This window comes from Streptomyces sp. NPDC059828, from assembly GCF_042731955.1.
GTDB lineage: Bacteria > Actinomycetota > Actinomycetes > Streptomycetales > Streptomycetaceae > Streptomyces.
In genome coordinates, this window is sequence record NZ_JBHWIW010000011.1 from 64,071 (window position 1) to 79,298 (window position 15,228).

Annotated in this window: 14 protein-coding genes; 9 read left to right on the forward strand and 5 right to left on the reverse strand. The window is 70.1% G+C overall.

All coding sequences use genetic code 11. The features are described 5' to 3' along the window. Positions 1 to 177 precede the first annotated feature (177 nt). From ACFV6V_RS09650 to ACFV6V_RS09665, 4 genes are read right to left on the reverse strand one after another with little or no spacing between them, the layout of a single operon-like run. The gene (locus ACFV6V_RS09650) at positions 178 to 798 is read right to left on the reverse strand and encodes a response regulator (protein WP_385561604.1); all 621 of its coding nucleotides are present in this window, start codon (positions 796 to 798) and stop codon (positions 178 to 180) included. Next, positions 795 to 2,042 carry a sensor histidine kinase gene (locus ACFV6V_RS09655; protein WP_385561607.1) on the reverse strand — a complete coding sequence of 416 codons (1,248 nt, stop codon included), beginning with the start codon at positions 2,040 to 2,042 and terminating at the stop codon, positions 795 to 797. Before ACFV6V_RS09655 ends, ACFV6V_RS09650 begins: the two co-directional genes overlap by 4 nt. Then, complete coding sequence (locus tag ACFV6V_RS09660; RefSeq protein ID WP_385561610.1) at positions 2,000 to 2,851, reverse strand: ABC transporter permease; 852 nt, start codon at positions 2,849 to 2,851, stop codon at positions 2,000 to 2,002. The genes ACFV6V_RS09655 and ACFV6V_RS09660 overlap by 43 nt, the downstream gene beginning before the upstream one ends. Then, positions 2,848 to 3,777, reverse strand: a complete 930-nt coding sequence (locus ACFV6V_RS09665; RefSeq protein WP_385561612.1) for an ABC transporter ATP-binding protein — start codon at positions 3,775 to 3,777, stop codon at positions 2,848 to 2,850. Before ACFV6V_RS09665 ends, ACFV6V_RS09660 begins: the two co-directional genes overlap by 4 nt. A 136-nt stretch (positions 3,778 to 3,913) precedes the next feature. Here ACFV6V_RS09665 and ACFV6V_RS09670 point away from each other — a divergent pair, with 136 nt between their 5' ends. Next, positions 3,914 to 4,564: a vitamin K epoxide reductase family protein gene (locus ACFV6V_RS09670; protein ID WP_385561614.1), complete on the forward strand. Its 651-nt coding sequence runs from the start codon at positions 3,914 to 3,916 to the stop codon at positions 4,562 to 4,564. Positions 4,565 to 4,620: 56 nt separating this feature from the next. Further along, positions 4,621 to 5,982, forward strand: a complete 1,362-nt coding sequence (locus tag ACFV6V_RS09675) for a replication-associated recombination protein A (RefSeq protein ID WP_385561617.1) — start codon at positions 4,621 to 4,623, stop codon at positions 5,980 to 5,982. A gap of 500 nt (positions 5,983 to 6,482) precedes the next feature. On the opposite strand, the gene ACFV6V_RS09680 is transcribed toward ACFV6V_RS09675, so the two are convergent. Beyond that, on the reverse strand, positions 6,483 to 7,187 hold the full coding sequence (locus ACFV6V_RS09680) for a DUF2470 domain-containing protein (RefSeq protein WP_385561620.1): 705 nt from the start codon (positions 7,185 to 7,187) through the stop codon (positions 6,483 to 6,485). A 241-nt stretch (positions 7,188 to 7,428) separates the two neighbouring features. Between ACFV6V_RS09680 and rpsD the strand changes: the two genes are divergently transcribed. From rpsD to ACFV6V_RS09715, 7 genes are all read left to right on the forward strand, one after another. After that, positions 7,429 to 8,040 (forward strand): 30S ribosomal protein S4, encoded by a 612-nt coding sequence (rpsD, locus tag ACFV6V_RS09685; RefSeq protein WP_385561623.1) that lies wholly within the window; start codon positions 7,429 to 7,431, stop codon positions 8,038 to 8,040. 301 nt (positions 8,041 to 8,341) lie between these two features. Beyond that, positions 8,342 to 8,779: a DUF948 domain-containing protein gene (locus ACFV6V_RS09690; RefSeq protein WP_385561625.1), complete on the forward strand. Its 438-nt coding sequence runs from the start codon at positions 8,342 to 8,344 to the stop codon at positions 8,777 to 8,779. 7 nt (positions 8,780 to 8,786) lie between these two features. Beyond that, positions 8,787 to 9,143 (forward strand): DUF6167 family protein, encoded by a 357-nt coding sequence (locus tag ACFV6V_RS09695; protein ID WP_385561628.1) that lies wholly within the window; start codon positions 8,787 to 8,789, stop codon positions 9,141 to 9,143. Continuing rightward, positions 9,143 to 11,827 (forward strand): alanine--tRNA ligase, encoded by a 2,685-nt coding sequence (gene alaS, locus ACFV6V_RS09700; RefSeq protein WP_385561631.1) that lies wholly within the window; start codon positions 9,143 to 9,145, stop codon positions 11,825 to 11,827. The genes ACFV6V_RS09695 and alaS overlap by 1 nt, the downstream gene beginning before the upstream one ends. Before the next feature lie 8 nt (positions 11,828 to 11,835). Next, positions 11,836 to 12,300, forward strand: a complete 465-nt coding sequence (ruvX, locus tag ACFV6V_RS09705) for a Holliday junction resolvase RuvX (protein WP_385561634.1) — start codon at positions 11,836 to 11,838, stop codon at positions 12,298 to 12,300. Positions 12,301 to 12,403: 103 nt separating this feature from the next. Continuing rightward, a complete protein-coding gene (mltG, locus tag ACFV6V_RS09710; RefSeq protein WP_385561637.1) occupies positions 12,404 to 14,191 on the forward strand; it encodes an endolytic transglycosylase MltG in 1,788 nt (595 codons plus the stop codon). Next, a complete protein-coding gene (locus ACFV6V_RS09715) occupies positions 14,169 to 15,011 on the forward strand; it encodes a shikimate dehydrogenase (protein WP_385561640.1) in 843 nt (280 codons plus the stop codon). Before mltG ends, ACFV6V_RS09715 begins: the two co-directional genes overlap by 23 nt. Positions 15,012 to 15,228: the final 217 nt, after the last annotated feature.

The window sequence follows — 15,228 nt, forward strand, 5'->3', positions numbered from 1 at the left end:
TCAATAGCTACTTGTTGTCGGGTCCCACCTCGGCGGGGGCGCGCGCGGGGGGGGGGGGGTTCACCGGGACCTTTTTTCCCTCCGGGGGGGGCGGGGGGGGGGCACCCCCGCCCCCCCCCCGGGCCCGCCCAGCAGGTCCTGTCCGGTCGGTCCTCAAGGACCGCTCGGACAGGACACCTAGAGCAGCCCCTGCCGCATCGCGCTGGTCACGGCGGCCGTACGGTCGGTGACATCCAGTTTGTTGAAGATCCGCAGCATATGGGTCTTCACGGTCGACTCGGCGACGTAGAGCCGGCGCCCGATCTCCGCGTTCGTCGCGCCCTCCGCCACCAGGCGCAGCACGGCCGCCTCACGCTCCGACAGCCGTGGGCGCTCCGGTCTGGTGCGCAACTGGTCCATCAGACGCGCCGCCACCGACGGCGCGAGGACCGTCTCCCCGCGAACGGCGGCGCGCACCGCGTCGGCGAGTTCCGCTCGTGCCATGTCCTTGAGCAGATAGCCCGCGGCACCCGCCTCCACGGCACGCAGGATGTCCCGGTCCGTCTCGTACGTGGTCAGCACCACGATCCGGCAGGACAGGCCCGCCGCCGTCATTCGGGCGATGGAGTCCACGCCGTCGCCGCCGGGCATCCTCAGATCCATCAGCACGATGTCCGGCCGCAGTTCGGCGGCCAGGGCCTCCGCCTGCGGTCCGTTCGCGGCCTCCCCGACCACCTCCAGACCGGGTTCGGCGCTGAGCATCCCGCGCAGGCCCTCCCGGACGACCGGGTGGTCGTCCGCGAGCAGGATGCGGATCATGGCTGACTCCTCAGGGTGACGGTGACCGTGGTGCCGTCGCCGGGCGTGCTGACGACCTCGGCGGTCCCGCCGACCTCGGCGGCGCGGGCCCGGAGACCTCGCAGGCCGTAGCCCTGGCTGGGCAGGGCCGGATCGAAGCCCCGGCCCGTGTCCCGGACGGCGACGGTAAGTCGATGATCGTCGTAGTCCAGGGACAGCGCCACCCCGGCCCCGGGGCCCGCGTGCTTCGCCGCGTTGGCGAGGGCTTCCTGGCAGGTACGCAGGGCGACCACCTCCAAGGCCGCGGGCAGCGGGCGGGCCTCGCCCGTGACCGCGAGCGCGGCCGGCGGGTCATGCCGGGCAGCGAGCCGGGACACCGCGTCGGGCAGCGAACCGCCGTCGAGATCGGCGGGCGCGCCACCCGCGACCAGGGCTCGTGCCTCGGCCAGATTCTGACGGGCTGTCACTGCCATCAGATCGAGGTGCCTTCGTGCCTGCGCCGGGTCGGTGTCGAGTTCCGACTGCACCGCCTGGACCAGCATCAGCAGGCTCGTGAAGCCCTGGGCCAGCGTGTCGTGGATCTCCCGGGACATCCTTTCCCTTTCGGTGAGGGCTCCGCGCTCCACCGAGAGCCGGGCCACTTCCTCGCGGCTGGCCTCCAGCTCGCCGATGAGCGCGGCCCGTTCCTTGCTCTGGGTGATGATCCGGTCGATCCAGACCCCGAAGAAGCCGGAGAAGGCGAGGCTGACGAGCGCGAACAGGACGTTGAACACCACCAGATGGACCGGTGGCCGCCAGAAGAGCGACCAGCCCGCCACCGGTACGAGGTTGATGACTGCCAGCCACGCCATCGCACGGCGAGGGGACAGCAGCATGAAGCACTGCGGTGCGAGGGCGAACGTGCCCACCCGCGTCTCGCCGACCAGAGAGGCGGGCACCAGGAACAGCAGCACCACCCCGGCCAGATAGCGCACCGCCGCCGTGTCCTCGTCGGCGGCGGAGCTGAGCATCCGCGGCCGGCCCGCCAGCAGGTACCACGGGACCATCAGCGTGAGAAGGACAAGGGCGGCGATCCGGTAGCGCAGTTCGGGAGAGTCGGCGCCGTAGACGCCGGTCAGGGTCGCCAGCCACACCGCGGCGTAGTAGAAGTCCCAGGTGCGGGACGTGCGATCCCAGATGTGGATGTCGCGCGCCCCGCGCCTGGCCATCGGCATGGGCATCGTCATCCGTCGCGGCGGCTCTTCCACCTGAAGGTCAGCAGACACAGGACCAATCCTCCGATGCACCAGGCACCGAGCACCAGCGCGATCCTGCCGAATTCCCAGCCCCCGGCCGGTTCGAGCACGGCTGCGGACTCGGGCAGGAAGATCCCCCGGAAGCCCTGGCACATCCACTTGAGCGGGAAGAACGAGCTGATGTCCAGCAGCCAGGACGGGATGGTGCCGACCGGGATGTACACCCCCGAGATGAACTGGAGGATCAGGAAGGGCAGTACGACCACGGAGCTGGCTGTGCTGCCGGACCGCGGCAGGCTGCTGATCGCGATGCCCAGCAGTGCACACCCGGTGATGCCGAGGACGAAGATCCAGCCGAACGCGAGCCACTTCGCGGCCGTGGTGGGCAGATCGAGGTCGAACAGCGTCGCGCCCACCAGCAGCAGCACCGCGGTCTCCGCGATTCCGGTGACCAGCACCATCCACACCTTGCCGAGGAAGTACGCGGCGGGCGGCATCGGCGTGCCCCGCAGCCGCCGCAGCACCTTCTCGTCCCGTTCGATCGCGATGGAGATGCCGAGCGACTGGAAGCTCGTGGACATGATGCCCGCCGCGACCATGCCGGCCGCGTAGAGCTGGGACGCGCTCACCCCGGCCTCCGGCACGTCGTCGCTGAAGATCGAGGCGAAGAGCACCAGGAAGACGACCGGGAAGGCGAAGGTGAAGATCACCGCGTCCCGTTTGCGGATGAACTGCTTCAGTTCCAGCGCCCCCCGGCTCAGGCCGAGTGCCCAGGTGCCGGGCACGGAGGCGGCGGTCTGCCGGACGGCGGGTGTGGTGGAGGTGGTTTCGGTGCTCATCGGGCGTCGTCCTCGGTCAGCTGGGAGTTGCGGCCGGCGTCGAGTCGGCCGGCGTGGCCGGTGCCGGCGGGCTCGCGGGCACCGCGCTGCTCGGTGAGGCGCAGATACACGTCCTCAAGGGTGGGACGGCTGACCGTCAGACCGGGGACCTCGCCGTCGAAGCGGCTCATCAGCTCGGCGACGGTGCGGGTCGGAGTGTCGGTGGCGGCACTGCGAGGAGTGCCGTCCGCCTCGGTCCAGGCGACGGTGGCGCCGTTGCCGAAGCGGGAGCGCAGTTCGGCGGGCGAGCCCCCGGCGACGATCTTGCCCCGGTTCACGATGGCGAGACGGTCGGCGAGGGTCTCGGCTTCCTCCAGGTAGTGCGTGGTGAGCAGGATCGTGGTGCCCTCCTCGGCGAGCTGCTGGATCAATTCCCAGAACTGCCTGCGGGCCGCCGGGTCGAAGCCGGTGGTGGGCTCGTCGAGCAACAGGAGTTCCGGGTCGCCGATCACTCCGAGCGCCACGTCGAGCCTGCGCCGCTGCCCTCCGGACAGTCCTCTGGTCCGCGCGTCCGCCTTGTGCTCCAGGCCCACGAGACGGATCACCTGGGCCGGGTCGCGGGGCGCGGGGTAGTAGCGCGCGAAGTGCTCCACGGTCTCGCGGACGGTCAGCTCGGCGGGAGTTGACTCGTCCTGCCAGACGATGCCCACCTTCGCCCGCCAGGCGCGGCCCGCCTTGGCGGGGTCCGAGCCGAGGACCTGGACGTCACCGCCGTCCCGGTCGCGGTATCCCTGGAGGATCTCCACGGTCGTGCTCTTGCCTGCTCCGTTGTGCCCCAGCAGACCGAAAACCTCGCCCCGCGTGATCGAGAGGTCCAGGCCATCCAGCGCGGTGACCTCGCCGTACTGTTTGCGAAGCCCGCGCACTTCCACTGCCGTTGTCGTCATGACGTCAAGACTCGTGCGGAACCCCGGCCACCGGGCCCCCCGGGCGTACGTCCTTATGTCCATCGAACGGTGGACACCGGCAGGGGTGCGGCAGAATGACCGTGCCAGCCAGTGACCCGAGTGATGGAACGGCGATATGACGACTTCAGCGGTTGACGGGGTGTCCTCCGGCCAGGAGAAGGAGGGCGGGGTGCGCGGCGCGGTCGGGGGCAGTCGTGCGTTCGCCTGGCTCCTGGTGGTCACCGGCGCCGCCGGGCTGCTGGCCTCCTGGGTCATCACGATCGACAAGTTCAAGATCCTCGAAGCCAAGATCGCGGGCACCACCTTCACGCCCGGATGCAGCCTCAACCCGATCGTCTCCTGCGGCAGCGTCATGGAGAGCGAACAGGCATCCGCGTTCGGGTTCCCCAACCCGATGCTCGGTCTTGTCGCCTACGGCATCGTGATCTGCGTCGGGGTGAGCCTGCTGGCCGGAGCGCGCTTCCCGCGCTGGTACTGGCTGACGTTCAACGCGGGCACGCTCTTCGGCGTCGGCTTCTGCACCTGGCTCCAGTACCAGTCGCTGTACAACATCAACGCGCTGTGCCTGTGGTGCTGCCTGGCCTGGGTCGCCACGATCTTCATGTTCTGGTACGTGACCTCGCACAACGTCCGGGCCGGTCTGCTCCCGGCACCGGCCTGGGCCAGGAACTTCCTCGGCGAGTTCACCTGGGTCCTGCCGGTGCTCCACACCGGCGTCATCGGGATGCTGGTGCTGACCCGCTGGTGGGACTTCTGGACCAGCTGAGCCAGGCCCCGGGTTCCGGTACGGCGCTGTCAGTGGTCTGACCTAGGCTTCACGGCGTGGAGCCCGATCTCTTTACCGCAGCCGCCGAGGAGCGCCAGGAGAAGGACCCGTCCGCCAGCCCCCTGGCCGTACGGATGCGTCCGCGCACCCTGGACGAGGTGGTGGGCCAGCAGCATCTGCTGAAGCCCGGGTCGCCGCTGCGGCGGCTGGTCGGTGAAGGCGGCACAGGACCCGCGGGTGCCTCGTCCGTGATCCTCTGGGGTCCGCCGGGCACGGGCAAGACGACCCTGGCGTACGTCGTCTCCAAGGCGACCAACAAGCGCTTCGTCGAGCTATCGGCGATCACCGCGGGGGTCAAGGAGGTCCGGGCGGTCATCGAGGGTGCCCGCAGGGCCGCGGGTGGCTTCGGCAAGGAGACCGTGCTCTTCCTGGACGAGATCCACCGCTTCAGCAAGGCCCAGCAGGACTCCCTGCTGCCGGCCGTCGAGAACCGCTGGGTCACGCTCATTGCCGCGACCACCGAGAATCCGTACTTCTCCGTGATCTCCCCGCTGCTCTCCCGTTCACTGCTCCTCACGCTGGAGCCGCTCACCGATGACGATCTGCGCGACCTGCTGCGCCGTGCCCTGGAGGACGCGCGGGGACTCGGTGGCGCGCTGGGGCTCCAGGATGACGCGCAGGCGCATCTGCTGCGGATCGCCGGGGGAGACGCCAGACGGGCGCTGACCGCGCTGGAGGCCGCAGCGGGTGCGGCGATCGCGAAGGGCGAGCAGGAGATCTTCCTGAGCACCCTGGAGGAGACGGTCGACCGCGCCGCGGTGAAGTACGACCGCGACGGGGACCAGCACTACGACGTGGCGAGCGCGCTGATCAAGTCCATCCGCGGCTCCGACGTCGACGCCGCGCTGCACTATCTCGCGCGGATGATCGAGGCGGGGGAGGACCCGCGGTTCATCGCACGCCGTCTAATGATCTCGGCGAGCGAGGACATCGGCCTCGCCGATCCGACGGCCCTGCCGACCGCGGTCGCCGCCGCCCAGGCCGTGGCCATGATCGGCTTCCCCGAGGCGGCGCTCACCCTGAGCCATGCCACGATCGCCCTCGCCCTCGCACCGAAGTCCAATGCGGCGACGACCGCGATAGGCGCCGCCCTCGCGGATGTGCGCGGTGGGCTCGCCGGGTCCGTCCCGGCTCATCTACGGGACGGTCACTACAAGGGGGCAGCCAAGCTGGGCCACGCCCAGGGGTATGTCTATCCGCATGACGTCCCGGGTGCCATCGCCGCCCAGCAGTACGCCCCGGACGCGATCCACGGCAAGCGCTATTACGAGCCGACGCGCTATGGCGCGGAGGCGCGTTACGCGGACGTGGTGGAGAGGGTCCGCGAGCGGCTGAGGGGCGAGCAGAAGGGCGACTGAGCCTGTTCAGCTCTCTGGGGTGGCTGGACGAGCTCTGCGACACCGAGGTGCGGGTGGATGACGTCGCCTCGCCGAAGGCCACCGACTTCGCCGGGGAGCGGATGCAGTCGCTTCATCCGGGCTGGTCAGGACAGCCTGGTCTGCGACGGCTGGTGCGCCGTCTCGGCTGCCGCGGCCGACCGGCCGCCATGAGGTGCTTCAGCACGGGTGCGACCCGTTCGTGATTTCCCGGGTTCTCCCCGGGAGCGCATCAGTGGACGTCGGCGCGGGCGCGCCCCCCAGATACGTCTGCCTGGCCCGTCTCCTCCAGGGTCCGTCCCGGACGGTGAGCGGGTCCGGCGAGGTCCGGTGATTCCTCGTGGCCGAGCCGTGTGTGCGAACTCCCGCCTGGCCCGCGCCCCCTTTGTGCACGGCCGAACCGCACCGATTCCCCCGGCCGCGGTCGGGGGGACCCCCAGGTGACGCGCCGGTTTTCCTGCGGAGCGCTGACGGGACAGCCCTCAGCCCAGGGCCGCGGCGAACAGGGTGTGCATCGCGCGCCGCAGGCCGGCGATGTCCTCGACAGGCTCGGGAAAGTCGAAGCGGGCGTCGAAGGTCCCGCGCTGCGCCCCGGTGAGCCGCACCCGCAGCCCGAAGCGGTCCAGCGCCAGCGGCACCACCTCCCGCACCTCCGCCGGGTCCGTTTCCGGACGGTCGCCGAGCAGGGTGGCGAGCGCGCGTACCTGGTCGCCGTGTGCGGAGTGCAGGTGTTGGAGCAGCTCCGCCTCGTGCCGCGCGACCGGATCCGGCCGGGCTCCGGCCAGCAGCTCGGGGTCCACACAGCCGGCGCCCCAGAGATCGTCCAGCGAGATCTCGCCGACCTCCAGCCGCACCGGCATCCAGGCGGGCTGCTCGCCGTCGCTCTCCAGCACGGCACTCACCGGGTGCCGCTCGGCGAGCAGCTCGATGCAGCGGGCCCGGTCCTCGCCCCGTGCGGCGGTGAGCCAGCCCGCCAGCCACGCGCGGCCCCGCACGCGCTGGCGCACCGCCACCGGAGCGATGTCCGTGATCTCCATCACGCAGGTCAGGTCGTCGTCCTGGGCGTAGGCGGCGGCCCGTGCCGTGGGAGAATCCCATGGCACAAGCAGTACGACGTCCCCCTCGGGTGTCACGGTGCGGGCGGCGGGGTCCCAGAACCCGGGACCGTGGTCGCGAGCACCCGGCAAGGTGAGGAATACTGTGGCGTTGTATTCAACGAGGGTTCGTACGCGCTCGGCTTTGGTGGGCTGCCGAGCGTCTTCCCTGGGACGCGGCTGACCTTGTTCATCGTCGTCGTAAGCAGTCACCGATTCGTTCGAGTGGTCTGAACTGCGATGCGCTCTGGGCAGGGGGATCCCATGCGGTCGAGACATTACGTCCTCCTCGCTAAGGTAAGGCTCACCTAACTTACATGGAGGTAGGTTCCCCGTGAACCAGTCGCGACCCAAGGTCAAGAAGTCGCGTGCACTCGGCATCGCCCTGACGCCGAAGGCCGTCAAGTACTTCGAGGCTCGCCCCTACCCGCCGGGTGAGCACGGCCGTGGCCGCAAGCAGAACTCGGACTACAAGGTCCGTCTGCTCGAGAAGCAGCGTCTCCGCGCTCAGTACGACGTCTCCGAGCGTCAGCTGGTCCGCGCCTACGAGCGTGCCAGCAAGGTCCAGGGCAAGACCGGTGAGGCTCTCATCATCGAGCTCGAGCGCCGTCTCGACGCCCTGGTGCTGCGCTCCGGTATCGCTCGCACGATCTACCAGGCCCGTCAGATGGTGGTCCACGGCCACATCGAGGTGAACGGTGGCAAGGTCGACAAGCCGTCCTTCCGCGTGCGCCCCGACGACGTCGTGACGGTCCGCGAGCGCTCCCGCGCCAAGCACCCGTTCCAGGTCGCCCGTGAGGGTGGTTACGCCCCCGACGGCGAGACCCCCCGCTACCTTCAGGTCAACCTGAAGGCGCTGGCCTTCCGCCTGGACCGGGACCCGAACCGCAAGGAGATCCCGGTGATCTGCGACGAGCAGCTCGTCGTCGAGTACTACGCCCGCTGATCCAGCGGCCGTAGCACCATCGGTTTCACGCCTGAGCCCGTCCCTCCGCGCCTGCCCGGCCGGAGAGGCGGGCTCTCGCATTGCCCGGCCGGGTTCGGGCCGCCTCGGGCCGCCGCCCAGGCAGCCCGAGCCGCGCCGGCCGGCCCGCGGGCCCGTATCGCAGGCGCTCCTGTCCCTGATCCGGTACGGGACGTGACCTCCGGCGCGATAGGGTCGGATGACGACTTCTCCGGGCCACGACGAGCCCGATGACGAAGCCTCAACGAGGAAAGCCCCAACAACGATCAGGGAGCGGTGCAGCGTGACCGGTGGAGAGGTTGCCGGGATCCTGGTGGCCGTCTTCTGGGCGATCCTGGTCTCCTTCCTCGCCGTGGTTCTGGTGAGGCTGGCCCAGACGCTCAAGGCGACCACCAAGCTGGTGGCGGATGTGACGGAGCAGGCCGTGCCCTTGCTGGCGGACGCGTCGGCGACCGTGCGCTCCGCGCAGACCCAGCTCGACCGGGTCGACGCCATCGCCTCCGACGTCCAGGAGGTCACCTCCAACGCGTCGGCGCTTTCCACCACCGTCGCCTCCACCTTCGGCGGCCCCCTCGTCAAGGTCGCCGCATTCGGCTACGGGGTGCGCCGGGCCCTGAGCCGCGACAAGGCGGCGGACGCCCCGGCAGACCAGCGGATCAGGCGCACCGTCGTCGGGCGCACCGTCCCCGCCGCCCGGCGGCGGGGCAGGCAGAAGGGCTGAGCAAGCGATGTTCCGCCGTACGTTCTGGTTCACTGCGGGCGCCGCGGCCGGTGTGTGGGCCACCACCAAGGTCAACCGCAAGCTCAGGCAGCTGACCCCGGAGAGCCTCGCCGCCCAGGCGGCCAACAAGGCGGTCGAGACCGGGCACCGCCTCAAGGACTTCGCACTCGACGTCAGGGCCTCGATGGCCCAGCGCGAGGCCGAGCTCGGTGAAGCTCTCGGCATCGAGTCTCCCGACCAAGGCCTCCCCGCGCAGCGGCGCTCCGCCGCACTCGGGAGCCGCACCGAAAACCACGAGCAGGACACCAAGCACTACGGGATCCTGGACAGCAGGTACCCGTACGACCGGAATGAGGACCACTGATGGAGTCGGCTGAAATCCGCCGCCGCTGGCTGAGCTTCTTCGAGGAGCGCGGGCACACCGTCGTGCCTTCGGCGTCGCTCATCGCGGACGACCCGACTCTGCTGCTGGTCAACGCCGGTATGGTCCCCTTCAAGCCGTACTTCCTCGGCGAGACCAAGCCGCCCGCCCCGCGCGCCACCAGCGTGCAGAAGTGCGTGCGCACGCCGGACATCGAAGAGGTCGGCAAGACCACCCGCCACGGCACGTTCTTCCAGATGTGCGGCAACTTCTCCTTCGGCGACTACTTCAAGGAAGGCGCCATCAAGTACGCCTGGGAGCTGCTCACCGCCCCGGTGGCTGACGGCGGCTACGGGCTGGAGCCGGAGAAGCTCTGGATCACCGTCTACCTCGACGACGACGAGGCCGAGCGCATCTGGCGCGAGGTGGTCGGCGTGCCCGCCGAGCGCATCCAGCGCCTGGGCAAGAAGGACAACTTCTGGTCCATGGGCGTCCCGGGCCCCTGCGGACCCTGCTCGGAGATCAACTACGACCGGGGACCGGAGTTCGGCGTCGAGGGCGGTCCGGCCGTCAACGACGAGCGCTATGTGGAGATCTGGAACCTGGTCTTCATGCAGTACGAGCGCGGCGAGGGCTCCGGCAAGGAGGACTTCGAGATCCTCGGCGACCTCCCGAGCAAGAACATCGACACCGGCCTCGGTCTCGAACGCCTCGCCATGATCCTTCAGGGCGTACGGAACATGTACGAGACCGACACCCTGCGCGTCGTGATCGACAAGGCCACCGAGCTCACCGGTGTCCGCTACGGCGCCGCCGACGCCAGCGATGTCTCGCTGCGCGTCGTCGCCGACCACCTCCGTACGTCCGTGATGCTCATCGGCGACGGCGTCACCCCCGGCAACGAGGGCCGCGGCTACGTCCTGCGCCGCATCATGCGCCGCGCCATCCGCAACATGCGGCTGCTCGGCGCCACCGAGCCGGTGGTCGCCACGCTCATCGACGTGGTCATCAAGGCCATGGGCCAGCAGTACCCGGAGCTGGAGACCGACCGCAAGCGCATCGAGGCCGTCGCGCTGGCCGAAGAGGCCGCCTTCCTGAAGGCCCTCAAGGGCGGCACCAACATCCTCGACACCGCCGTCACCGACACCAAGTCCGCCGGCGGCACCGTGCTCCCCGGCGACAAGGCCTTCCTGCTCCACGACACCTGGGGCTTCCCGATCGACCTCACTCTCGAGATGGCCGCCGAGCAGGGCCTGACCGTGGACGAGGACGGCTTCCGGCGCCTGATGAAGGAGCAGCGGGAGCGCGCCAAGGCCGACGCCAAGGCCAAGAAGACCGGCCACGCCGACCTGTCCGCCTACCGCGAGGTCGCCGACACCTCAGGGGCGACGGAGTTCACCGGCTATGCCGGCACCGAGGGCGAGTCGACCATCGTCGGTCTGCTCGTCGACGGCGTGCCCTCGCCCGCCGCCTCCGAGGGCGACGAGGTCGAGGTCGTGCTCGACCGCACCCCGTTCTACGCCGAGGGCGGCGGCCAGCTCGCCGACCAGGGCCGGATCAGGCTCGACAGCGGAGCCGTCATCGAGGTCCGCGATGTCCAGCAGCCGGTCCCGGGTGTCTCCGTGCACAAGGGCTCGGTGCAGGTCGGCGAGGTGACCGTGGGCGCCTCCGCCTACGCCGCCATCGACGTCAAGCGCCGCCGTGCCATCGCCCGCGCCCACAGCGCCACCCACCTCACCCACCAGGCGCTGCGTGACGCCCTCGGACCCACTGCCGCCCAGGCCGGCTCCGAGAACTCGCCAGGCCGCTTCCGCTTCGACTTCGGCTCCCCGGCCGCCGTGCCCGGTACGGTCCTCACCGACGTCGAGCAGAAGATCAACGAGGTGCTCGCCCGCGAGCTCGACGTCCAGGCCGAGGTCATGAGCATCGACGAGGCCAAGAAGCAGGGCGCCATCGCCGAGTTCGGCGAGAAGTACGGCGAGCGGGTCCGGGTCGTCACCATCGGCGACTTCTCCAAGGAACTCTGCGGCGGTACGCACGTCCACAACACCTCCCAGCTGGGCCTGGTGAAGCTGCTCGGCGAGTCGTCGATCGGCAGCGGCGTGCGCCGCATTGAGGCTCTCGTCGGCGTCGACGCCTACAACTTCCTGGCCAAGGAGCACACGGTCGTCGCCCAGCTCCAGGAGCTGGTCAAGGGCCGTTCCGAGGAGCTTCCGGAGAAGGTCGCCAGCATGCTCGGCAAGCTGAGGGACGCCGAGAAGGAGATCGAGAAGTTCCGCGCCGAGAAGGTGCTGCAGGCCGCCGCCGGGCTCGCCCAGGGCGCCAAGGACATCCGAGGCATCGCTCTGGTCACCGGACAGGTCCCGGACGGCACCTCCGCCGACGATCTGCGCAAGCTGGTCCTGGACGTGCGCGGCCGACTGCAGCAGTTGTCGGGGGCCGGCGACCGTCCCGCGGTCGTGGCCGTGTTCACCACGGCCAACGGCCGCCCGCTGACGGTGATCGCCACCAACGAGTCCGCCCGCGAGCGCGGTCTCAAGGCCGGTGACCTGGTCCGCGCCGCCGCCAAGACCCTCGGCGGCGGCGGTGGCGGCAAGCCGGACGTGGCCCAGGGCGGCGGTCAGAACCCGGAGGCGATCGGCGATGCCATCGACGCCGTCGAGCGCCTCGTCGCCGAATCGGCGTGACATCGGTCATGCGCAGAGGACGCCGACTCGCGATCGACGTCGGGGATGCCCGGATCGGGGTCGCCTCGTGCGACCCCGACGGGGTCCTCGCCACGCCGGTGGAGACCGTGCCCGGACGTGACGTCCCGGCCGCCCACCGGCGGCTGCGCCAGATCACCGAGGAGTACGAACCGGTCGAGGTCGTCGTGGGCCTGCCCCGCTCGCTCAGCGGCGGGGAAGGCCCGGCGGCGGCCAAGGTCAGGGCCTTCGCCCAGGAGCTGGCCCGAGGGATCGCACCGGTGCCGGTGCGGCTGGTGGACGAGCGGATGACCACGGTCTCGGCCACTCAGGGGCTTCGGGCGTCCGGTGTGAAATCCCGGAAGGGCCGCGCGGTCATCGATCAGGCAGCCGCTGTGATCATCCTTCAGAACGCTCTTGAGTCCGAACGGGTATCGGGTAATCCGCCCGGGGAGAGCGTCGAAGTGGTCATCTGATCGCGATACGGTAACGTTCCGCGCGATGCGGCCCGCTGTTCGAACAGCTGGCGCACTACGTAGAGGCGGGCCGTCCGGGCGTCTCACGGCTGTTTGGGGATCGATGACTGAATATGGCCGGAGCCCCGGCTCCGAACCGTGGCATCCCGAGGACCCTGCCGCTCCCTCCGCCCACGGGCAGCAGGGTCACGGCGGGGACCAGGGATGGACCGGTCATCAGGCATCCCCCGGCTATGACCAGGGTTACGACGCCCAGTACCAGCAGCCGTATCCGCAGCAGGAGCAGCAGTACGGGGGCTACCCGGAACAGCAGCAGTACCAGCAGCAGCAATACGGCGGGCAGCAGCAGTACCAGCAGTACAGCGACCAGCAGCAGTACGCCGACCAGCAGGTCTACGGCACGGGCTCGCACCAGTACGTCGGTCAGCCGTACCCCGCGCAGGGCTACGGCGAACAGGGCTATGCCGAGCAGCAGCAGTACCAGTACGGCGCAGGGGGCTGGGACACCGCGCAGCAGGCGGCGATGCCGTACGAGCCCACCGCCGCCACGCCCTACGGCGACGAGCGGCCCGACCTCTACGGCACCCCCGACGCCTACCCGCCGCCGCAGCCCCCCGGCCGCCGCACCGCTCCGGCCGCCGAGCCGGGACCGGAGACCGGCCCCGATCAGGAGTGGCAGCAGGAGCAGGAAGAGGAAACCCACCCCTTCTTCACCGGTGAGGACCCTGCCGACGACGGCGAGGGCACCGAGCCGGGCGGATCACGCCGCGGCCCGGGAGAGGACCGGGGCCGGGGCCCCAAGAAGCAGAAGAAGGGCCGCAACGGCATCGCCTGCCTGTTCGTGGCGGTCGTACTGGCCGGTGGCGCCGGCGGCGTGGGCTACGTCGGCTACCAGCTCTGGCAGGACAAGTTCGGCGCCGCGCCGGACTTCGCGGGCGGTGGCAGCGGCTCCGTGCAGGTGGAGATCCAGCCGGGCGCGACCGGCGCCGACATCGGCAACGCCCTCAAGGACGCAGGCGTGGTGAAGAGCGTCGACGCCTTCGTCGCCGCGCAGAGCGCGAACCCCGAAGGGGCCAAGATCCAGGACGGCGTCTACACGCTGAAGAAGGGCATGTCGGCGGCGAGCGCCGTCGACATGATGCTCAAGCCCGCCAGCCGCAACGGCTTCACCATCAGCGAGGGCCGGCGCAACTCCTGGGTCTACGAACAGATCGACACCCGCCTCGGACTCAAGGCCGGTACGACCGAGTCCGTCGCCAAGGAACAGGCCGGGAACCTCGGACTCCCCGACTGGGCCAAGGGCCACGAGGACCTCAAGGACCCGCTCGAGGGCTTCCTCTTCCCCGCCACGTACCCGGTCGCCAAGGGAGCCAAGCCCGAGGACGTCCTCAAGAAGATGGTGGCCCGTGCCAACCAGGAGTACGGCAGGGTCGGCCTCGAGGCCAAGGCGAAGAAGCTCGGTCTCGACGGCCCCTGGGAGCTGCTCACCGTGGCCAGCCTGGTCCAGGCTGAGGGCAAGACGGACGACGACTACCGGAAGATGGCCGAGGTCGTCTACAACCGGCTCAAGGCCACCAACACGGAAACGAATCAGCTTCTCCAGTTCGACTCGGCCTTCAACTATCTCAAGGGCGAGAGCAAGATCGACATCAGCGAGTCCGAGATCAACAGCAACCAGGACCCGTACAACACGTACACGCAGAAGGGCCTCACCCCGGGCCCCATCGGCAACCCCGGGCAGAAGGCACTGACAGGGGCCACCACTCCGACGACCGACGGCTGGATGTACTTCGTCGCCACCGACGGAGAGCACAAGACCGAGTTCGCCAAGACCCACGCCGAGTTCCAGAGGCTGAAGGACAAGTTCAATGCGCAGCGCGGCAGTCAGTGACCCCCGCAGGGCCGCCGTACTCGGATCGCCGATCGCCCACTCGCTGTCTCCCGTGCTGCACCGTGCCGCATACGCGGCGCTCGGCCTCGGCGACTGGACCTACGACCGCTTCGAGGTGAACGAGGCGGAGCTGCCCGGTTTCCTCGAGCAGCTCGGTCGCGGCTGGGCCGGACTCTCGCTGACCATGCCGCTCAAGCGGGCGATCATCCCGCTGCTCGACGAGATCAGCGGAACCGCGGCCTCCGTGGAAACCGTCAACACCGTCGTGTTCACCGAGGACGGCCGCCGCACCGGCGACAACACCGACATCCCGGGCATGATCGCCGCGCTGCGGGAGCGCGGCGTGGACAAGGTCGACCACGCAGCCGTGCTGGGCGCCGGTGCCACCGCGTCCTCCGCTCTCGCCGCCCTCGCCCGCATCTGCACGGGCCCGGTCACCGCCTACGTGCGCACCCACGCCCGCGCCGAGGAGATGCGCGGCTGGGGCGAGCGACTCGGGGTCGAGGTGCACACCGCCGACTGGGCGGAGGCGGGTCATGCGCTTGACGCCCCGCTGGTCATCGCCACCACCCCGGCCGGGGCCACGGACGTCCTCGCGCCCTACGTCCCGGAGCGCCCCGGCACCTTCTTCGACGTGGTGTACGACCCGTGGCCGACCCCGCTCGCAGCCGCCTGGACGGAGCAGGGCGGAGCCGTCGTCGGCGGCCTGGACCTCCTGGTCCACCAGGCCGTCCTCCAGGTCGAACTGATGACCGGCCGCACCCCGGGCCCCCTCACCGCGATGCGCACGGCGGGGGAGCGAGCCCTCGCGGAGCGTTAGGCCCTGTCGGGGGCGTTCTTTTCGGGCTCCCGACGCCGGCTATGGCGCTGGCCCCTGGCTTCGCCGGGTGGTACTCCCACGCTGCGTTGTGGGAGTCGCCTGAGGATGCCCCGTACGAGTGGGGTCTGACTCTGCCTTCGGCGGGGGAGCCCCACTGTCTTGCGATGTGTCCCCTCGGCCCGGGGGCCTGGGGAGGCCCCACCTCCTCGGCCCCGGA